The organism is Lactobacillus johnsonii (assembly GCF_013487865.1).
Lineage (GTDB): Bacteria > Bacillota > Bacilli > Lactobacillales > Lactobacillaceae > Lactobacillus > Lactobacillus johnsonii_A.
Genome location: NZ_CP047409.1, coordinates 1,585,779 through 1,606,202 on the forward strand (window position 1 = coordinate 1,585,779; position 20,424 = coordinate 1,606,202).

General features: G+C 32.9%; 17 protein-coding genes and 1 tRNA gene. 2 read left to right on the forward strand and 16 right to left on the reverse strand.

Annotated elements, in window-relative coordinates; genetic code table 11:
* Positions 1 to 8: 8 nt before the first annotated feature.
* The 16 genes from ligA to GTO82_RS07730 form a co-directional block, all read right to left on the reverse strand.
* The gene (ligA, locus tag GTO82_RS07655; protein WP_180873106.1) at positions 9 to 2,015 is read right to left on the reverse strand and encodes an NAD-dependent DNA ligase LigA; all 2,007 of its coding nucleotides are present in this window, start codon (positions 2,013 to 2,015) and stop codon (positions 9 to 11) included.
* Positions 2,016 to 2,053: 38 nt separating this feature from the next.
* On the reverse strand, positions 2,054 to 4,300 hold the full coding sequence (gene pcrA, locus GTO82_RS07660) for a DNA helicase PcrA (protein ID WP_180873107.1): 2,247 nt from the start codon (positions 4,298 to 4,300) through the stop codon (positions 2,054 to 2,056).
* A gap of 97 nt (positions 4,301 to 4,397) precedes the next feature.
* Entirely contained in the window at positions 4,398 to 5,024 is a 627-nt protein-coding gene (locus tag GTO82_RS07665) for a glycoside hydrolase family 73 protein (protein WP_180873108.1), read from the reverse strand.
* A gap of 1 nt (position 5,025) precedes the next feature.
* Positions 5,026 to 5,643, reverse strand: coding sequence for an ECF transporter S component (locus GTO82_RS07670; RefSeq protein WP_180873109.1), 618 nt, complete (start codon positions 5,641 to 5,643; stop codon positions 5,026 to 5,028).
* A 71-nt stretch (positions 5,644 to 5,714) separates the two neighbouring features.
* Positions 5,715 to 5,803, reverse strand: a tRNA-Leu gene (locus tag GTO82_RS07675).
* A gap of 104 nt (positions 5,804 to 5,907) precedes the next feature.
* Positions 5,908 to 7,350: a sucrose phosphorylase gene (gene gtfA / locus GTO82_RS07680; protein WP_180873110.1), complete on the reverse strand. Its 1,443-nt coding sequence runs from the start codon at positions 7,348 to 7,350 to the stop codon at positions 5,908 to 5,910.
* A 15-nt stretch (positions 7,351 to 7,365) separates the two neighbouring features.
* Positions 7,366 to 8,478 carry an ABC transporter ATP-binding protein gene (locus tag GTO82_RS07685; RefSeq protein ID WP_180873111.1) on the reverse strand — a complete coding sequence of 371 codons (1,113 nt, stop codon included), beginning with the start codon at positions 8,476 to 8,478 and terminating at the stop codon, positions 7,366 to 7,368.
* A gap of 2 nt (positions 8,479 to 8,480) precedes the next feature.
* A complete protein-coding gene (locus GTO82_RS07690; RefSeq protein WP_180873112.1) occupies positions 8,481 to 9,767 on the reverse strand; it encodes a glycoside hydrolase family 32 protein in 1,287 nt (428 codons plus the stop codon).
* On the reverse strand, positions 9,767 to 10,621 hold the full coding sequence (locus tag GTO82_RS07695) for a carbohydrate ABC transporter permease (RefSeq protein WP_180873113.1): 855 nt from the start codon (positions 10,619 to 10,621) through the stop codon (positions 9,767 to 9,769). Before GTO82_RS07695 ends, GTO82_RS07690 begins: the two co-directional genes overlap by 1 nt.
* Positions 10,614 to 11,498, reverse strand: a complete 885-nt coding sequence (locus GTO82_RS07700) for a carbohydrate ABC transporter permease (protein WP_135352368.1) — start codon at positions 11,496 to 11,498, stop codon at positions 10,614 to 10,616. Before GTO82_RS07700 ends, GTO82_RS07695 begins: the two co-directional genes overlap by 8 nt.
* A 16-nt stretch (positions 11,499 to 11,514) precedes the next feature.
* Positions 11,515 to 12,801: an ABC transporter substrate-binding protein gene (locus GTO82_RS07705; protein WP_180873114.1), complete on the reverse strand. Its 1,287-nt coding sequence runs from the start codon at positions 12,799 to 12,801 to the stop codon at positions 11,515 to 11,517.
* A gap of 125 nt (positions 12,802 to 12,926) precedes the next feature.
* The gene (locus tag GTO82_RS07710) at positions 12,927 to 13,898 is read right to left on the reverse strand and encodes a LacI family DNA-binding transcriptional regulator (RefSeq protein ID WP_180873115.1); all 972 of its coding nucleotides are present in this window, start codon (positions 13,896 to 13,898) and stop codon (positions 12,927 to 12,929) included.
* A gap of 13 nt (positions 13,899 to 13,911) precedes the next feature.
* Positions 13,912 to 14,370: a SprT family protein gene (locus tag GTO82_RS07715; protein ID WP_180873116.1), complete on the reverse strand. Its 459-nt coding sequence runs from the start codon at positions 14,368 to 14,370 to the stop codon at positions 13,912 to 13,914.
* Positions 14,370 to 15,071: a glycosyltransferase family 32 protein gene (locus tag GTO82_RS07720; RefSeq protein ID WP_180873117.1), complete on the reverse strand. Its 702-nt coding sequence runs from the start codon at positions 15,069 to 15,071 to the stop codon at positions 14,370 to 14,372. Before GTO82_RS07720 ends, GTO82_RS07715 begins: the two co-directional genes overlap by 1 nt.
* Positions 15,072 to 15,073: 2 nt before the next feature.
* The gene (locus GTO82_RS07725) at positions 15,074 to 16,510 is read right to left on the reverse strand and encodes an oligosaccharide flippase family protein (protein ID WP_180873118.1); all 1,437 of its coding nucleotides are present in this window, start codon (positions 16,508 to 16,510) and stop codon (positions 15,074 to 15,076) included.
* Between the two features lie 11 nt (positions 16,511 to 16,521).
* Positions 16,522 to 17,670: a CDP-glycerol glycerophosphotransferase family protein gene (locus tag GTO82_RS07730; RefSeq protein ID WP_180873119.1), complete on the reverse strand. Its 1,149-nt coding sequence runs from the start codon at positions 17,668 to 17,670 to the stop codon at positions 16,522 to 16,524.
* A 230-nt stretch (positions 17,671 to 17,900) separates the two neighbouring features.
* Between GTO82_RS07730 and GTO82_RS07735 the strand changes: the two genes are divergently transcribed.
* Together GTO82_RS07735 and GTO82_RS07740 are read left to right on the forward strand one after the other, a co-directional pair.
* On the forward strand, positions 17,901 to 18,707 hold the full coding sequence (locus GTO82_RS07735) for a helix-turn-helix domain-containing protein (protein ID WP_094499435.1): 807 nt from the start codon (positions 17,901 to 17,903) through the stop codon (positions 18,705 to 18,707).
* A gap of 101 nt (positions 18,708 to 18,808) precedes the next feature.
* Positions 18,809 to 20,377 carry an ATP-binding cassette domain-containing protein gene (locus GTO82_RS07740; protein WP_180873120.1) on the forward strand — a complete coding sequence of 523 codons (1,569 nt, stop codon included), beginning with the start codon at positions 18,809 to 18,811 and terminating at the stop codon, positions 20,375 to 20,377.
* Positions 20,378 to 20,424: the final 47 nt, after the last annotated feature.

Sequence of the window (20,424 nt, forward strand, 5' to 3'; positions counted from 1 at the left end):
TTATTTCTTTATTTTTCAATTTTTGCAATTGCTTCTTGTTCAGTTAACATTGGAACTTGAAGTTTTTCAGCCTTATCTTTTTTAGAGCCCGCGTCTGCTCCGTAGATTAAATAATCTGTCTTCTTAGAAACTGACCCAGTGACTTTTGCACCAAGATCTTGAAGCTTTTTGGTAAATTCACTTCGAGTAAAGGCAGATAATTTTCCAGTTAAAACTACTGTCTTTTCCTTAAAGAAATTATCTGGTGCTTCATCTTCAACTGTTCCTAAATATTCCATATTTAATCCACTGTCACGCAATTCTTGTAGTAGTTTCTGTGCGCTTGGTTGATTAAAATATGCTGTTAATGACTCTGCAATCGTCTCTCCTATTGTATCGATACTTGTTAATTCTGGCACTGTTAATTGACTAACCTTTTCCAAATTTTTATATTTTTCCAAAATCAATCTGGCAGCCTTAGCACCAACATGATCAATTCCTAAGCCATACAGTAATAATTCGGCAGAATTTTGCTTACTATTTTCAATAGAAGATAATAAATTAGTAATCGATTTTTCTTTAAAGTGATCAAGCTGTCCTAGTTGGTCTGGAGTTAAATGATATAAGTCAGCTACATCATTAATAAATCCCTTATCAATTAACTGTTTTACAATTCTAGGACCAAGTCCCATAATATTCATCGCTCCACGTGAAGCAAAATGAATAATTCCCTCTTCAATTTGAGCTGGGCACATCGGATTAATACAGCGAAGCGCTACTTCGTCTTGCAAGTGAACCAGTGTTTCTCCACAAGAAGGACAAATATTTGGAATTTCATAAGGCTTACTATCTTTAGGTCTTTTACTTAAAACGACACTAGAAATTTCTGGAATGATATCTCCAGCTTTATGCAATTTAACTGTATCGCCAATTCTTACTCCCTTTTCTCTCAAATAGTCTGGATTATGTAAAGACGCACGAGAGACAATCGTTCCAGCAAGTTTAACTGGATCCATCACTGCAGTAGGTGTTACTACTCCAGTTCGGCCAACTGTCCATTCAATATCTCTAACTACAGTCTCTTGCTCTTCGGGTGGGAACTTATAAGCAATTTCCCAGCGAGGTACTTTTACAGTATTACCAAGTTTACTTTGTAAACTTAAGTCGTCAACTTTTAAAACAATCCCGTCAATCCCATAACTTAAATCATTACGTTTAGCAGTATATTCATCAATAAAATTAAATACTTCGTCCATTGATTCAAAACGTCGTCCAGACTGATTAGTATGAAATCCTAATCGATTCATTTCATCAATCGCTTGATGTTGACTTGTAATGTTTCTTGGTGGGTTAACCCAAGTATAAATAAAAGTACTTAAATTTCTTTTTTTAGTAATTCGAGCATCTAATTGTCTTAAAGAACCGGCAGCCGCATTTCGAGGATTAGCAAAAACTTGCTCTCCTTTTTCATCACGTTCTGCATTTAAGGTTGCAAACGCTTCTTTCTCCATGTAGCATTCACCACGAACTTCAGTTGTTAATGGTTCAGGTAATGTTTGAGGAACATCTTTAATAAATTTTGCATTAGCTGTTACATCTTCACCAACACGGCCATTTCCTCTTGTAGAAGCACGTGTTAATTTTCCGTTAGTATATTCTAAGGATAAAGATAATCCATCAATTTTTAATTCCACATTATAAGCTACTGGGTGACCCACTAATTTCGTAATTCTTTCGTCAAATTCTTTAAGCTCATCTTTTGAGAAAACATCCCCCATTGAAAGCATCGGAACGGGATGTTCAACTTTAGAAAGATCACTTTTAATCTCTCCACCAACTCGTTGGGTAATTGAATCGGCAGTTACTAAGTCAGGAAATTGCTCTTCTAATTCTACTAATTCCTGATAGGTCTTATCATATACTGCATCTTCAACTACCGGAGCATCTTTTGCATAATAATCATCTGCCCATTTATCGAGCTTTTTTCTTAATTCATCGACTTTCTGAGAAGCCTCATTATGAGTTAAAACTGCCATTATATTAGCCCCTCTCTAAATCAAACTGTTCTATTTCATTATATCTTTTTAATCGGTGCAAAGGCAGCTAAAAGGCGTTTCACTCCTTGGCTAGCAAAGGCAATATCTAATTCCATATCTTCACCAGTACCGTTAACTTTGACTACAACGCCTTTTCCCCATGCTTTATGTGTAACTTGATCACCAACATTCCAGGACTTTTTCTCAGCTCCAACTGCACCAGTTGCTTTCTTAGCCTCCTCAACTGTAATCTTTGGAAGGTAAACATGAGAATTAGCTTGATCCTTTCTATTAATAGCAAAAGGAACAGATATGACAGAATTAGATGGCATTGGGTTAACAAACTCTAAATCCTTATCTTCAATCTCATCAATAAAGCGTGATGGTTGATTACGTTGCGGACGGCCATACATCATTCTAGAAAAAGCATTGGTTATGTAGAGTTTCTTTTCAGCTCGTGTAATTCCTACATAGGCTAGTCGACGTTCTTCTTCAAGTTCACTTGGATCTTCTACTGCTCTTGAAAGTGGGAAGAGTCCCTCTTCCATTCCAACCAAGAAGACCACCGGAAACTCTAGTCCCTTAGCGGCATGAAGAGTCATCAATGCAACTTGGTTATCTTGATTTTCTAAATCATCTTGATCACTTAATAATGAGATCTCTGAAAGAAAATCACCTAAAGCTGTTGAATCTTCATCTTCGGGCTCATAATTATCGTCAAAACGCTTAGTAACAGTCAGAAATTCATTTAAGTTTTCTAATCTAGTATCTGCTTCAATTGTGTGTTCATTTTCTAAAGCTTCTTTGTAGCCGAAATCAGCTAATATTTTTTCCGTTAAACCTGTTACACCATGCGTCTTACTATATTCGATTGCATCTTTTAAGGCCGTTCCAAAAGTAGCTAGCGTTCTAGCTGGGCGACCCGTAATTGGTGCTAAGCTCAAATTCTTAAAAGTCTCTTCTACTGTAAAGTCACTATCATTAGCAAAACCGTTAAACTTAGCCATCGTAGTTGGCCCCAAACCACGTTTTGGTACATTAATAATTCGGTTGAAACTCATTGAATCAGCAGGATTTGCGACAACTTTTAAATAAGCCAAAATATCTTTAATTTCTTTTCGGTCGTAGAACTTATGTCCTCCAACAATCCGATACGGAATATTAGCTTTAACTAGGGCTTCTTCGACATTACGTGATTGAGCATTGGTCCGATAAAGAACGGCAAAATCCTTGTAGTCTCTTTGATGTTCTTTTATTTCTTCCTTAATCTTTGAAATGATAAACAGTGCTTCATCATTTCCACTTTGAGCACGGTAATAATTGATTTTATCGCCAGCGCCTTTATCCGTCCAAAGTTTCTTAGGTTTACGTTTCAGATTATTTTTAATTACTGAATTAGCTGCATCAAGAATGTGACCGGTAGAGCGGTAGTTTTGCTCTAGTTTAATAGTAGTAACTTCATCATCTTGATAGTCATGTTCAAAATTAAGAATATTTTCCATGTTAGCTCCGCGCCAACCATAGATCGACTGATCTGCATCCCCAACAACACAAATATTTTTATATTGAGCAGCTAGAGCAACACAAAGTTGATACTGTGCTTCATTTGTATCCTGATACTCGTCTACTAAAATATAGCGGAATTTATTTTGATAATAATGCAAAGTTTCTTTATCCTTTTTAAATAAGACGAGCGTTTGCATAATTAAATCATCAAAATCCATAATTTGATCACGCTTTAAGCGATGTTGATATTCGCTATATACTTGCGCTGTTACCTTTTCAAACGGACTAGCTGCTTGCTCCTTAAAGTCTTTTGGAGTAAGTAAGTCATTTTTTCCATTTGAAATAGCACCTAAAATTGCTTTTGGATCATACATTTTAGGATTAATATTAAGATTCTTTTCAATTCGTTTAATTAGTGTCAATTGTTCTGCAGAATCAGCAATTGAAAAATTATTAGAATAGCCAATTTTTTCTGCGTCTCGACGTAAAATACGGACACATAAAGCATGAAAAGTTGACATCCAAACACTGTCAGCTGCTGGCCCTAATAACTTTTGGACACGTTCTTTCATTTCAGTTGCAGCCTTATTAGTAAAAGTAATGGCTAAAACATTCCATGGCGCAACGCCCTTTTCTTCAATTAAATAGGCAATTCGACGTGTTAAAACTGATGTTTTTCCACTACCAGCTCCGGCAACTACTAAAAGTGGACCTTCAGTACACTGCACGGCTTTTTTTTGCTGAGGATTTAATCCTGCAAGAATTGTTTCTTCGCTCATTGCTTCTTCCTTTTCTGTTAACTCAAACGCTAAAATAGACTTGTCTATTATAACAAAAAACGACAATAGCATTTACTTAACTATTGTCGTTTTTAATTTAATCATATTGTGTTAAATTGAATTCTTCAATTATATCAATTAATTTTTTTGCATAACCTGGATCTGTCGCATATCCATCTGTTTCTAATGCTTGCGCTTGAGTAGCATAATCTTTGGCAGTTAAAACATGCTGATATTGGTTTCTATTCCAAGTAGTCCCATTCACAAATAGTCGTGTATGTGCCTCGATTGATTCTTCATAAGTATCGTAAACTCGAAAACGTCCCGTAACAGTTTCCCAATGATCATTAACAAACTCAGAAGTTGTTAATTCGCGACTTGTATTAGGATCCGTTCCCTTAACGCCAAATAAATTATTGTATTTTCTAGAAAGCTCACTCTGACCAAAATTACTTTCTAGACAAGCTTGCGCAATCGTAACGCTTGGAAATAGACCATATGGCTTGTCGGATCGTTGGGCAATTGGGGCCACTACTTTAATAAACTTTTCTTTGCTTTGAAGAGATCGTTCTTTTTCTAATTGTGCCTGACGCAATCGTTCATTATTCGCAGTTTGCTGACGCCAGTACAAAAAGCCTGATAAAATTATTACCAAAGTAAAACAAATCGCAAATGCTCTTGCAATTATATACTGAATATTTTTTTGACGGCGTCTACGCGACATTTTAACTCATCTTCCTTTTCATTACTTGCTTCAAAGGCATCGCAATTGCGGGTGTAAGAACAGCAGTAAAGATTGCTTCTACAATACCATTAATGCCTAAAACACTAATTAAAATAGCAATTAAAGGAGCTGAATTTTGAGTTTGACCTAATGAATGAAGTAAAACAGATGGATCCTTCATGTACCAAAGACTAGTAATAACAACTACAAGTAACGTATTAGTTAAAGAAGTACATAATCCCGTAATTGTATAAACAACAGTCTTTTGGAATTTTGAATCGTCCTTTGCTGCTTGTCCAATCATTCCTGCTATAAAACCCGCAGCTGTCCGAGGAACTAGAGCAATAAGAATATTTCGGAATAAAAGCATGCTGACAATGTCACCTGGTTGCGTATAGGCAACAAACATACTTAATAAGCCCCAAAATAAACCAATCGACGTTCCAAAACCTGGTCCCATTAAACATCCGGCCAATGCAACTGTTAAAGGAATAGTTGTAATAGAAGGTAATCCTGGCAAAATACGGATGTAGCCAATATAAGGGACAAAGGTCTGAACTAAAATAATTGCAACAAAAATAGCACTGATGGCAATTCTAAAAGTCTTCTTATTAATCATAGTCTTTCCTACTTTATTAATTTATAACTTTAACAAAAAAGGAAGCCACATTTGCGACTTCCTTTTCTTAGTGGTGCGGGCGAGAAGACTCGAACTTCCACGATCTAAAAGCGATCACAAGATCCTTAGTCTTGCGCGTCTGCCATTCCGCCACGCCCGCGGTACTTAAATAATATACCAGATATTTTATGAAATATCAAACAAATATTTTAAATTAATAAAATAATCTTACTGTCTTTCTCTGATAGCAAGATTATTTACTAGTTAAAATTCAATTTTTTTATTGTCCGCAGTTACCCTATACGTTAATTTCTTTAAATTTACATGTAGGGTAACTTGATGTGAACTATCCTTATTTTTTCTAATAATTTCAATTTCGTTTTCATTAGGAGAGCTTGCCTTTACATTACCATTTAAGTCAAAAGCAGCATTAGTATTTCTAAATTTGAACAAGTTTAGTAATGATTGCACTACTGGGCGTCTTACTTCTTTAGACACTTCTTGGCGACTATAATAATGACGATTAATATTTCTCCCCTCCTTGGTCTTCTCTAGAAGGCCAATATCATTTTTACCAGCGAGCATTCCCACATAATAAACCTGCGGAATTCCTGGAGCAAAGATTTGCAATAGGCGTGCTATAAAGTACTTTTTATCATTATCACCTAATGCGGAATAAAATGTGGAATTAATTTGATAAACATCTAGATTATGATATTCAGCGCTTGAGTATTTCTTTTTAACGTTGGCACCCACCTTATATAATTCTTCACTTGTATATTTAATTTCTTCAGGCGTTAAAATATCTCTTGCATCTACCACGCCAATTCCATCATGTGTATCTAAAGTAGTAAACTGTTTCATTGGAGATTTATTGATCCAGTTCACTAATCGTCCACTTTTACCAGAATAAAGCGAATATAAAATAACCATTGGTAAGGCAAAATCATAAATAAAGTAACCATGTTTTGAAAGCTTGAACGGCATTGAGTAATGTTCATGGATTTCTGGCAAAATTATTGCACCTTTATACGAAATATCGTCTTGAATTTGCTGTAATAAATTCCAAATTTCTGGCTCAACAAAGAAGTCATTTGTATCTAATTTCTTAACAGCATAAGCAAATGCATCTAGTCTAATAATATCTGCACCATGATTAATCAATTTATTAAGCGTAGTATTGATGAAATTTTGTGTTACTTCTTTTCTAATATCTAAATCAATCTGCTCAGGGCCAAATGTATTCCAAAGATTTTCTTTACTCCCATCCGTAAACGTTATTTCCTGATAAGGAGCCTTATCTTTCCGCTTATAGATTAGATCAATATCTTTTTGCGTTGGACGACCTTTAGGCCAAAATTTATCCCAACTTAAAAATAACTCTTTATAAGGGCTCTTATTCTTATGTTTTTTAAAATCTTCATAGTACATCGAGTGACGAGAAATATGATTAATCATAAAATCAAACATTAGATAATACTTTTTTCCTAATTTTTCTATATCTGACCAATCACCAAATCTCGGATCTACCTTTGTATAATCAGTTGGCGCAAAACCTCTATCACCAGTTGAAGGGAAAAACGGCAGTAAATGAATCCCTCCAACTGCACCATTTAAATCTGATTCCAATACGTCTTGTAGATCTTTAATATTTTTACCAAGACTATCCGGATATGTAATTAACATTACTTTATTTGTTATTGACATAACTCTACCTAATTTTTAGTTAACAAGTGCCTTTTCACTCTCTACATCAAAGAAATGTGCTTTATTCATATCAAACCCCATCTTTACTTTTGCACCTGGCTTAACAAAGTCACGAGCATCAACTTTTGACACTAGCTCTGTTTGACCAAGTGTACAGTAAAGTTGAGTCTCAGCTCCCAATAATTCAGAAACTGATACAGTAGCTTCAACTGTATTTTCTGGAAATGACTCTAAAAATACTTCTTCCGTATGAACATCTTCTGGCCGAATACCAAAAATTAACTCTTTTCCTTCATAACCTTTTTCTTTTAAAGTTTTTAGCTTTCCTCCTGGAACTGGAATAGTAAACTCTTCGTTTTCTTTATCAATAATTTTTCCATCTTTTAAAATGACATGGAAAAAATTCATTGCTGGTGATCCAATAAAACCTGCAACAAAAACATTTGCTGGCTTATTGTAAACGTCCATTGGTGTACCTACCTGCTGTTGAATTCCATCTTTAATCACAACAATCCTATCTGCTAAAGTCATCGCTTCGGTTTGATCGTGAGTAACGTAAATTGTAGTAGTCTTTAAATCTTGGTGAATTTTAGCAATTTCAGCACGCATAGTAACACGTAATTTTGCATCTAGATTGGACAAGGGCTCATCCATTAAAAAAATTGGAGCATCACGCACAATTGCACGTCCTAAAGCAACTCTTTGACGCTGACCACCGGACAAGGCTGCTGGCTTACGCTTTAAATATTGAGTTAATCCTAAAATTTTTGCGGCTCTTTGAACCTTTTCATTAACTTTATCTTTTGGATACTTTTTTAGTTCTAAGCCAAAGCTCATATTGTCATAAACACTCATATGGGGATATAAGGCATAATTTTGAAAAACCATCGCAATGTCACGATCTTTTGGAGCAACCTCGTTCATTACTTTTCCACCGATTTTTAGGGTACCTTTAGAAATATCCTCTAATCCAGCTATCATTCGTAAAGTTGTAGATTTACCGCAGCCAGAAGGGCCAACAAAAACAATAAATTCGTGATCATCAATATGTAAGTTAAAATCTGATACAGAATCTTTATCGTTACCCTCATATTTTTTATATACGTGATCGAGATTTACTTTAACCATTTTTATTTTTCCTCCCAAGTTAAACGATAAATTCCACCAATAAAAGTCACTATACTCAAGCTATCATGCTTGCTAAATAATTCTAGAGTTGAATTATCAATTACAAAGGTTAAACAGAACACTTTACTATTCCAATTAATTTTCTTTTCAAAAACAGGTCCATCAATACTAATTAGAAAGTCTTCATCCGATTTCTCAATTGAGATATTTCCGTTGACCCCATGTAATACTAATTTCTTATCTTTCGGAAAACCAAAGTTTAATTTATACAATCCATTTTCAATATTTTGATCTACCGGCGCATCTATCTTGATGATTTTACCAACTGGAACTTGAGATAAATAGCCATCTTTATCTAGTAATTTTCTTGGAATTCCCATTATTCCATTCCAAACATGACCAGTTCTATCCAAATAATTAACATGATCTACGCTTCTTAACCAAGGAATTAAAATATGTTCGCCATTTTTAATTAATGATTGTGGAGCATAAAAATCATCTCCACTATCTAAGCGATGAATTTTCTCTACATTAAATTGAAACACTTTCCAATCCAATTTTCCTTGAGCACTATAAACGATACTATTTTTACCTTTACCTAAAATAGAACTAAAGATCAAATAATCATTATCTTTAAAACTGATGAAATCAGGGCATTCAGTCATAATACCTAATGTTGGATTATCTTTCAGTAAAATTGTTTTAAACCTCCAATTTAATAAATCACTAGATTCAAATAATACAATTGTTCCTTTACCATCAATAGCCACCGCTACCACACAATAATACTTACCATTGTGTTCAAATACTTTAGGGTCCCGAAAGTTAGATTCATCAACATTATATGGAATATCTCTAGCCGTTATAACTGGATTGTTTTTGTACTTAGTAAAATCAACGCCATCGTCTGTATACGCAATGCATTGAGTTTCTATCACATGTCCCTTTTCTTCAACATGCCCCGTATAAATAACGTATAGCCGATCGCCATTTTTAATTGCGGAACCCGAAAAAACTCCGCTTTTGTCATAATCATGATCTGGTTGCATTGCAATTGGCATATCTTGCCAATTAAGCAAATCTTTGCTTCGTGCATGGCCCCAATGCATTTTGTTCCAAGAAGTTCCATACGGATTATATTGATAAAATAATTGATAATAGTTTTGGTAATAAACTAATCCATTCGGATCGTTTAACCAGCCATAAGGAGCAGTAAAATGAAATTCAGGTCTCAAAATATCTTGATCCAAATTTCTTATTTCTTTGTATAAGGATTCATTTGCTTTCATTATTTATCTCCATTTCCTGCAGCACCCATTCCTTGAGTTAAATACTTTTGGAAGAAAATATATACTAGAACCAGTGGAATAGTTGAAATGGTCAAAATAGCCATAACCTGATTCATGTATACAGGTTGAGTGTTATTAATATTAGTAATAGCTACTTGCAATGGGAACTGATCTGAATTTACTAAAACCATTAACGGCCATACATAATCATTCCAGCTTCCAATAAATGATAAAGTTCCGACAGTCGCTACAGTTGGAAGAGTCATAGGTAATAAAATTTTCCAAAAAATTTTAAAATTATTTGCACCATCTAATTCGGCTGCTTCAGTAATACTATCTGGAATATCTGCAAATGCATTTCTAAACATATAAATATAAAATGGACTAGACATTCCTGGCAAAATAACTGCTAAAGGTGAGTTTAAAATATGTAAAAACTTTGCTACTTGGAATTGTTGAATAAGTAAGGTAGTTCCCGGAATAACTAACAAAGCAATCATTAAGGCAAAGACCAATTTTCTACCTGTAAACTTGAATTTAGCAAATCCATAGCCTGCTAACGCATTAATAATGATTGAACCAATAGTTAAGCTACTTGCATAAAATACACTGTTTAAAATATAACGAATAACATTAAATCTTTTAAATACTCCAGCATAAGCTTTTCCCCATTCATTAAAACTCCCTGGTAAAAAAGCCGTAACGTTGTTAATATTTGAATAAATTTGTGACTCTGGTTTCATCGAAGAAACAATCATCCACACAAGTGGAAATATGAAAAATAGAGCCAAAATAGTAATTAAAACTGTAGTCCAAATAATATGGAATTTTTTTTGAGAAATTATTTTATTCATTCTCATCATCTCCAGCCTTAGTTATCTTTCTTTGAACAATAGTAAAGATAATAATAATAATTCCGTAAATTACGCTCATTGCACTAGCGTAACCCAATTGACGATCAGTAAACCCTGTACGATAAATATAATAAATTGGAGTCATAGTAGCGTTTTGAGGTCCACCCTGAGTCATAATCATCGGCTGAATCATTAGGTTAAAGGCTCCAATAAATGTTGTAGTCAAAATCATAATTGAAGTTGGTTTTAGCATCGGCAAAGTAATATGAAGAAATCTTTGCCAGCTATTAGCACCATCTAGTTCGGCTGCTTCATACAATGAATTAGGAATGTTTTGTAAACCAGCTAGAAAAATCAACATTTGATATCCCGCACCCTGCCATGCAGAAACTCCAATGATTGCAAACATTGCTTGCTGTGGAGATGTTAAAAATGGCTGTGGTTTAATATGAAAAACGCTCAAAATTCCATTTAGTAAACCTTGATCTGGGTTTAGAATATATAACCACAAAATAGATACAACAGTTAGTGAAATAACTTGTGGAGCAAAAAATGAAATTTTAAAGAATGTATTTCCTGGACGTTTTTTATTAATAATTAAAGCTAATCCTAAAGCCGCACCAACTTGTATAGGCATAATAAATACAACAAATTGCGCAATATTCTTTAAACTTTGTAGAAATATCGGATCTTTAAAAGTGTTGATATAGTTTGTTAATCCAATAAAATGTTTTGACCATGGAGTTAAAATATTGTAATCAGTAAATGAGTAGTCAAATGACATTAAAAATGGAATTATTAGAAATGCACATAGAATTAACAATGCTGGTGTTACGTATAGCCAACCAATTTGACGTTTTATTCCTTTAGTTTGCATAAAATCTCACCTACCTTTAGTTTTCTAGATACTTTTGCATAACCTTAGTTTGAGCATCTAATACTTTTTGTACATTTGGATTTTTTTGATATAAGGTTACATCTTGCACTGTTTCCGCAAAAGTTCTCGTAATTTGTGGATAATTTACTAAAACTGGACGAGCTTTACCAGTAGTTTGATTTTGTTTAATAAAGAATCTCATAGCTGGATCAACTTTCGGGACCATCATCTTAGAAACACTCTTACGTGCTGGCAAAACTGTATTGGCCATATCACTTCTATACATACATTTTCTATTTACTAAGAAATTAATTAAGGCCCCTGCCGCTTCTTTATTCTTAGCAACGTTAGTCATAGCATATTGCCAAGAGCCAGTCGGCGAAACAGCTTTATGAGTCTTGGGTGAAACTGGATAAGGTAAAACACCCCACTTCAAATCTTTATATTGGTTGTTTAAAGTTTGAACTTCCCAGGTTCCTGTCATCATCATTGCATATGATCCAGTTTCAAAACCTTTATCCTTAGGAGAAATAGTAGTATAGCCTTTCTTTACCATATCTTGAATAAACTGAAATGCTGACGCTATCTTTTTAGAGTTGAAATATCCATTTGCTGTTGTTCCAGCTGGATTACAGATGTTTCCACCAGCAGACCACATGAATGGCGCTAGTGAATAAAGTGACATTTCTGAGTGATCATTTAAACTCATATTAATAACTGGTTCATGATAATAATCTTTTAGCTTCTTACAAATTGTTTCAAATTGATTCCAATCCCACGGATTTTTAAGGGTAGGTAATTCTGAATCTTTAATACCTGCCTTTTTAAACATTGTCTTGTTATAGTAAAAACCAATACTTGATTCTGAATATCCAATAGCATATAACTTGCCATTATAAGTACCTTGATTTCTAATTGTTTTTAAGAAATCATCTTGATTAGTAATATATTTTCCAATTGGCTGGATAATTTTAGCTTTAGCATATGCTGCCGTATTTGGCCCGTCTAAAGTTAAAACATCTGGTAAGCTATTTGAATTAAGCGCAGCATTGATTTTATCTTCATAGCCACCACCTGAACCAGAGCGTGGAATAAATTGAACACTAGCTTTGTATCCATGTTTGTTTTCTCTATTAAAATCATGAATATTTTTCAATAAAGCTTTTCCTTCTGGATCCTCATTAGAAACATGCACCCACATTGTTACATGTTTAGTACCTTTATTAGCATTATTGCTACATCCTGTTAATCCAATTGCTAAAAAAGCTGCTAAGATTCCCAAGCCTACTTTCCATTTCTTCATAATTTTCCTCCTTTTTTGAAACGTTTCATTTATATCTCAAAAAATAATATAGTTACTTTTATCTTTTTTTGAAACGTTTCAATTACTATCTATATAATAAAACCGCTTACACGGTTTTGTCAATATTACTTTGTTGTATTTCCTTTCCTAAATTTAACTGGATATGTATATACTTCATTCTCTCTTGTAGGATCTTTTATTTTTTTAACTACTAACTCCACTGCTCCATAGGCTAAATCCCTTATAGATTGAACAATGGTACTAACACCTAAGGGCAAATCAGCCGCTAAATCCATCCCATCAAATCCAATTAACTGAATATCTTCTGGAACACGATACCCTAGTTTTTCTATTACTGGCATTATTTTCAATAGTAAGGCATCATTATGCATAAATATTCCATTGATTTGCGAATTCTTTTTTAATAATTTTTTCACATATGGTGTAAAATCTTTTACCGGTTCTTGTAGAAAGACGTCATGAACTTCAATATTATTTTCTTTTAAATAATCTAAAAAACCTTTTCTTCTACGCATAGTATCATTAGGATATCGACTATGACTTCCAATATAAGCTAAATTATTTGCACCACGTTTCACCAGTTCTTGAGCTGCAATACGTCCACCCTGATAATTATCTGAAGCTACGTATGATACTTTTTGTTTAAAGTACCTGTCTAAACTTACAAAAGGAATATTTGAATCAATATATTGATCGATATCACTATAAGTTATGGCAATAATAGCATCAATCTTATTTTGCTTAACCATCTTAATATATTTGTTTTCTTCTTGTGGATCACCGTCTGAATTACAAAGTAGTAACTTATAGTCTTTTTCATCCAAAGCCTTTTCTACATAATAACCAAATTCTGAAAAAAATGGATACCAAATTGAAGGCAGAATTAAAGCAACTGTTCTTGAAGATTGAGTTTTAAGTCCACGTGCATATTCATCTGGTACATAATGTAATTCTTCAATCGCTCTGTTAACTTTTTCTAAAGTTGTTGGTTTAATACCTTTTGCATGATTAATAACTCTTGAAACAGTTCCAAGGCTCACCCCAGCTCTCTGAGCCACATCTTTCATTGTTATCATTATTTTCCTCTACTTATTTCTTTTCTCTGATTAATGTTAGTCTTCCGCCGCATCTGCCGCACCTATATTTTTTTGTATTTACTTTGCGAACACGAGGATATTTAAAATGGCAATCTTTGCATTCATAAATATAGTTTCGATTTTGGCTTCGTCTTAAACCAATATCTGGTGTATAGCGACTACCTCCAACAGCCGCAAGCAAATTCTTAAAATCACGATTACGATGTTGATAACCGCGACCCGCTAAATGCAAATGATAATGTGTTAACTCATGCTTAATTATTCCAATTAAATCTGCATGATACTTTTTCTCTAAAAAATGGCCGTTAATATCAATATGATGGTCATTTAAAAAGTATCTTCCGCCCGTCGTTGTCATTCGATTATTGATTTTAACTTCATGCTTAAACGGAACATGAAAATACTGTAAAGAAATTTCTTCTACTAATTTTTGTAACTCTGCTTGATTCATTATTTTCGTATTAATTTTTGATATATCCCAGCTTGTTTTGGAGAAGATATCCTTCTCTTTAAATCAGTCACAATTTTTTGTTTTAAAGACTGTTTCCCATCTATCCATGTTCCAGTAAACAAGTGAATGGAATACGAATTCTTGCTTGGATTACACAGAAATCCATCCGGATAAACATGGAGCCCTTCTTTTAATATTTGTTCCTTATTGCCTGTCTTTAAACCGTATTTTTCTTTTAAAATATCAGTTACTGAAATACTATTTACGCCTGCCATTTGATCATTCTTATCAAAAGTAAAATCTCGATTATTGTAATAATTAAGAATATCTTTCATAAAAGGATGATTCATTTCAGCACCAAAAATAGCAGCCGACAAGTAATCATTGTTTTCAAAACCAATAAACGCCCGATTATTCAAAAGCGGATCCAATTTCTTAAGTACTCTAACATCTGTATCTAAGTAAATACCCCCTTGTTCATAAATCACACGGGCTCTAATATAGTCAGAAACAAATGCCCACTTTTTGGCCTCATAGGCTTGTTCAATATACTTATTTCCATGTACGTTGAAATTATTTTCATTCCATTCAATAATTTCATAATCCGGTAATTTATTTTTCCAGGTTGCAATGCATTCTTCAATTAAAGGTGATTTAGGGTTACTTCCCACCCAAATATAATGGATTTTTTTAGGAATCATTTTTATCTTTTAATCTTTCTAAAAAAGCGAGTAACAAATTCAATCATATCTTGATTAAAGTTTAACTTCATCATAAACATAATTCCTGCATAAATGATTAGCATCAAAATTGACTTAATTGCCATGTTTAAAAAGCTTGACTTAATTAAATTTGGCATTAACATGCCAGCAATCAAGGTAATTATTCCAATTAGGAAATATTTAGGTACATCACAAAAGGCATCTTTAAAATTATAGTCATCTCTAACAATCCATAGGCGTAAAATTAACACTACAAATTCTGTAATTAAAATTGCAACTGTAGCACCGACGGCTCCATATGGTCGATCTAGTATAGCTGCTAAAATCAATTCAATTATGGCCCCAATTACAACTGGAATCGCATATTCTTTATCTCTTCGATTAGCAAGTGCAAATTGATTAGCAAAGACCCCACCCATCGGAATCATAATAATCGTTAGTGCAAAGAAGAACATTAGTGGTGTCATCGGAATAAACTGTTTTCCAAAGAAGAAAGGTACAAACTGCTTAGTATTTGCCATGATAATTACTGCAAATAAAGTTCCAAGCATTGTAGTTGCTTCAAGCGACTTCTTTAAAACAACTTTTTGAGTCTCCTTTTCTTCACTAGCCATCTTCGGCATAATCACCAAAGAAATACTTGTAATTACTCCCAATACCATATTTGAAATTCGCTGTGAATTATCATAAAAAGCCACCTGAGTTGAATTGCTGAAGAATCCTAAAATTGGCTTATCAAGAGATGTGTAAATCTGTGTAGCAATCTGAGGAATCATCAAGGTTATAATCGAAATAATAGTGGTCTTATATTTATAAATATGTCCTACTGGTTTTCCTACATACCGATGAATATCAAGCCAAAATACAAAAGATCCTAGCATCGTTGAAACTGACATAATTAGGAAGTATTTCCAAAGATCTGCAGGTGATTTAATTAAGAGCAAAATCAGAACTACACTGGCTAATTTAACAATCGTATTTTTTAATACAACTCTACCAAAATCAGCCAATCCTTGAAAGAACCATGAAATATCAACTTGTGCCGAGATTAAATATGGCACCATTAAGATCAAATAGTTCCAATATTGAATATGAAAAATGTTAGTAATTAACAACGTAATTAAAATCGTAACTAATCCGGCAATTGCCTGAAAATACCATAGGCCCCAAAAAGCATCAGTCAATTCTTGCGGTGTTCCATAAGTTCTAGTTCGAGAAACAGTTCGTATTCCAATATAAGAAACTGACAAAGTACAAAATACCATTAAAAACTGCACAGTATTATTAACACTGCCATAAATACCATAAGTCTTAGGTCCTAAAACTCGAGACAAATATGGAACGGTAATTAACGGTACTAAAACTAGAAAAATCTGGTAGACCGCATTATATAAAATATTAAGAAAAGTTCGCTTCACTACTTTTTCCTCTAAAAATTCTTCGTCATATAGTCAAAGATAGGCTCGCAAGAATCAATATCTTCAACTTCATCAATTAACTCACGCCAATCAAACCGCTGATTTTTGTATTGATGATCATCAGGATGTCTCAAAACTTGCAGAAGTTCTTTTTGTGAGTTAACACAAGGTCCCGGCGTAACATCTTCGTATGGACTTAACAATAAGCCACGTACTTTCTCGTACTGTTTTAAATAATTAGTAATAAAAATAATTGGTTTATCCAAGTGCAGGTAATCAAAATAAATTGATGAGAAATCTGTAATTAAGAAATCTGTATTTCCGAGCAGTTCATATAAATCAAGATTATTTTCAAATAAATAACTATTATTTAAGAACGCAATATTTGAGAAGTAACTATTTAAATCTTCAAACATCCGCATTTCATAAGGATGAAGTTTCACGATTAAATACTGATGATTTGCTTTTAAAGCATCATTTAATTTATAAGGATCAAAATCTTGAAAAGCAAAATAATTACCTTGTTTTATTTCTTCCATAACGAACTTATCTTCTAACTCATAGCGAAAAGTTGGCATATAGATTCCTATTTGTGCTTGATCATCCTTAGTTTTAAATAAATCTGCTAGTAATTTTTCCTTAGAAATTGCTGGTTGATCAATGTAATCAATTCTAGGAAAGCCAAGTTTTTGATATTTTTTACCTTCAATTGCCATACAAGCACTCATTAAACTTTCATAGAGATCGGAGCTTGAAGTTACCAGGTCCGCATTTTTATGCCATAGCTTTTGGTTACGCTTATTATCACGATAGCGTGTATTATGCGCCATAAAGCCCATACGCTTTAAAGGTACGCCATGCCAGAATTGAATGTTAACTTGATCTCGTCGCACTTTAAAAGGTTGATGAGTGGTGATCACATATTTAGCAGTACCAATTTTTTTCCAAGTTTCCCAAGATAAGTGAGAAGATGGCCAAGGCTCAACTAAAGTAATGTTATAGTCAGGATGTTTTGCCTTAATATATTTATAAAATAAATAGCCGTTTGAACCGGATCTACCTGAGCCATTTAAAACTACAATATTCTTTTCTTTAATTGGTCGAAGACTTGCAAGGAAACTCATTCCCCATAAGTATAAGCGAAAAAATAAACTTTTCATTTAAATGTTCCTTAAATAAATGGATTTGTTGACAAATATTTAACATTTGTCAATTATATACTCATTACTAAGGGTATAAAAAAAGCTTGAGTAAACTCAAGCTTTTTTTGATTATTTGATAAAATTTTATTTTCTTACATTCTTTTATTCTATTTTTATTTATATATTTTCCATTTAAAATTTCATATAATTCATAACTAGATAGAGCTTTATAGATTGGAGATTACCAAATGAACATTGGCGAAGCATTAAAACAATATCGTACTAGTGCAGGACTAACTCAGAAAGAATTCACTCAAAATATCCTGTCTCCAGCACATTACTCAAAAATAGAACGTAATCTACATGAAATTTCGGCAAACGATCTTCTAGAACTTTTGAATCAAAACAAAATACCTTATTCAGACTTTTTCTCATCCCTTGATCAAAGCAATATAAACGTCTCAGATGAAAAACTTAGCAATCAATTATTATCTGCTTACTATGATCGAGATCTCGATAAAGCAAAAGAAATCTATACTCAAATTAATACATCTAATGATGATCTGCTCAAACTACAAGCTCAACTTATTCTTAATACTCTACAATCAGGTCGTCATAAATTTCCTAAAAATAAAGACAAAATTATACAAAAAATATTTTCAGGTAATCATTGGCTCAAGGATTCTAATAAAATTTCGATATTGTCTACTTTTATTGAAGTTCTTAATCCTCTCGACTTACCTTTTTTCTTAAATCAAATTTATCATAAATATCAAAATAATCTTGGCAAACAAACTCTACAAATTCAAGAAAGCGTCGCATCTTTTTGTATTAATTACTTATATTCAGCATCCCAAAATCAAGATATTGGCTCAGCTAATAAAGCTATTCAACTCTTAACTCAATTAGTAGAATATCCTGAATTAGGTATCGATAAAATCCTTGGTTATTACTATCATTGTTACTTTACAAATCAAAAAGAACAATTAAAGACCATTATTACTATTTTAAAGAAAAGTAATCTAAGTAAAACAATAGATATCTTGCCTCAATAAACTGCATATATGCAACTTGCTAATCAATTATGCAAAAAAAGCTTCTTCATTACGTGCATCTTTTATCATTTATCTCATCTTAAATGAAAAGAGGATCAACAATGAAGAAATTTATCAACAAAAAATATTTTATCTTAAGTATCTTGCTTGCATGCTTAAGTGGCTTAGAGTTACCCTTCGGAACTTGGTCATATTCAGAGATTTTCGCTCTAATTACCGAAAAAAATATTCCTAATACTATCAAGATGATAACAATTATTACTGCTGCTCAAGTTTTTTTGGTTGTCATCAAATATTTAAATACAAGGATGCTCAATAAAAATATTGCTTGTTTTAGTCAAAATGTGCGTGAATATCTAATGAAAAGTAACTTTATTGAAATCAGCGAAAATAAGGTATCAAAACAAATTTCTTTTCTATCAAATGATCTTAACTTAATAGAAGAGAATTATTTTAAGCAACTTTTTCAATTAATTTCAATGATTGTAACAATTGTCGGTACTTCAATAGTTGCAGTTGGCAATAGTTTTTTATTAACTTTAGTTTTTATTTCATTCGCTATTTTTTCAAGTATTATTCCTAAATTTTTTAGCAAGAAAACGGCTCAACAATCAAATAATTGGAGTAATTCTACAGGAACTTACATAACATTTATGTCCGATTTTCTAAAGAATATTAAGACTGTTTTAAATTACAATGCATTGGATACCTTTATTAAAAAAGGGCAAAAAATTATTACTCAATCTACTGAAAATAAAAGATTACGTGATAATACAATTGCCAAAAGTAATTTTTGGGTTAATATATTCGTTTATTCTTTTAGCTTTTTACCTATTGGAATAGGAATAATTATGGTCATCAAAGGGATGCTCACTCTAGCCTCATTTGTGGCAGTTCAATATTCCAGTACTTGGATTATTAACAGTTTTTACAGTATTAATAGCTGCCGTAATCAAATGTCTTCGGCAAAACCCATGATAGATAAGCTGAACTCCTTTAAACCAGAAAAATTTAATACAGATGTTTCTAATTCTAACCTAGATACACTAATACTTAACAATATTAGTTTTGGATATAAGGCAGAAGAATTAGTTTTAGACAAAGTCAATTTAGAAATTAAAAAAGGCGATAAGCTATTACTTACCGGTAAATCTGGTCAGGGAAAGTCTACTCTCCTTAATCTTTTAACTGGTCAACTAAAACCTACTAACGGAAATATTCTTATCAATGGATTATCTAATAAAAGTTTTACATTTAGTGAGGTACAACAGACTTCTCAAATATTTAATGATACTTTGCTTTTCAACCTAACTTTAGGTAAAAAGTTTAGTGATTCCAAAATTGCAGAAGCTATCAAAAAGGCCGGATTATTGCCATATGTTAAGCGGTATGGATTAAATGCAATTATAGAAGAAAATGGAAAAAACTTATCTGGTGGTGAAAAGAAACGAATAGAATTAGCACGCGCTTTTCTCTATGAAAAAGATTTCTTAATTGTTGACGAGGGGACAGCTTCACTTGATCCTACTACCGCAAATCAGATACATGAAATGTTCTTGAATTCGCCATTAACTGTGGTTGAAATAGATCATCATATTCCACCAAAAATTATGGAAATGTTTAATCATCATTATACCCTTCACGACAAGCAATTAGAACGTATATTTTAATTTGTAAAAAAGACAGCTAGAAAATTTAAACTAGCTGCCTTTTTACA

Excerpts from the sequence above, each read along its gene's own strand:
- GTO82_RS07695 (WP_180873113.1), bottom strand. The coding sequence starts at position 10,621 with ATGAATAAAATAATTTCTCAAAAAAAATTCCATATTATTTGGACTACA.
- GTO82_RS07690 (WP_180873112.1), bottom strand. The coding sequence starts at position 9,767 with ATGAAAGCAAATGAATCCTTATACAAAGAAATAAGAAATTTGGATCAA.
- pcrA (WP_180873107.1), bottom strand. The coding sequence starts at position 4,300 with ATGAGCGAAGAAACAATTCTTGCAGGATTAAATCCTCAGCAAAAAAAA.
- GTO82_RS07715 (WP_180873116.1), bottom strand. The coding sequence starts at position 14,370 with ATGAATCAAGCAGAGTTACAAAAATTAGTAGAAGAAATTTCTTTACAG.
- GTO82_RS07740 (WP_180873120.1), top strand. The coding sequence starts at position 18,809 with ATGAAGAAATTTATCAACAAAAAATATTTTATCTTAAGTATCTTGCTT.
- GTO82_RS07735 (WP_094499435.1), top strand. The coding sequence starts at position 17,901 with ATGAACATTGGCGAAGCATTAAAACAATATCGTACTAGTGCAGGACTA.
- GTO82_RS07730 (WP_180873119.1), bottom strand. The coding sequence starts at position 17,670 with ATGAAAAGTTTATTTTTTCGCTTATACTTATGGGGAATGAGTTTCCTT.
- GTO82_RS07710 (WP_180873115.1), bottom strand. The coding sequence starts at position 13,898 with ATGATAACAATGAAAGATGTGGCTCAGAGAGCTGGGGTGAGCCTTGGA.
- GTO82_RS07685 (WP_180873111.1), bottom strand. The coding sequence starts at position 8,478 with ATGGTTAAAGTAAATCTCGATCACGTATATAAAAAATATGAGGGTAAC.
- ligA (WP_180873106.1), bottom strand. The coding sequence starts at position 2,015 with ATGGCAGTTTTAACTCATAATGAGGCTTCTCAGAAAGTCGATGAATTA.
- GTO82_RS07720 (WP_180873117.1), bottom strand. The coding sequence starts at position 15,071 with ATGATTCCTAAAAAAATCCATTATATTTGGGTGGGAAGTAACCCTAAA.
- gtfA (WP_180873110.1), bottom strand. The coding sequence starts at position 7,350 with ATGTCAATAACAAATAAAGTAATGTTAATTACATATCCGGATAGTCTT.
- GTO82_RS07665 (WP_180873108.1), bottom strand. The coding sequence starts at position 5,024 with ATGTCGCGTAGACGCCGTCAAAAAAATATTCAGTATATAATTGCAAGA.
- GTO82_RS07700 (WP_135352368.1), bottom strand. The coding sequence starts at position 11,498 with ATGCAAACTAAAGGAATAAAACGTCAAATTGGTTGGCTATACGTAACA.
- GTO82_RS07705 (WP_180873114.1), bottom strand. The coding sequence starts at position 12,801 with ATGAAGAAATGGAAAGTAGGCTTGGGAATCTTAGCAGCTTTTTTAGCA.
- GTO82_RS07670 (WP_180873109.1), bottom strand. The coding sequence starts at position 5,643 with ATGATTAATAAGAAGACTTTTAGAATTGCCATCAGTGCTATTTTTGTT.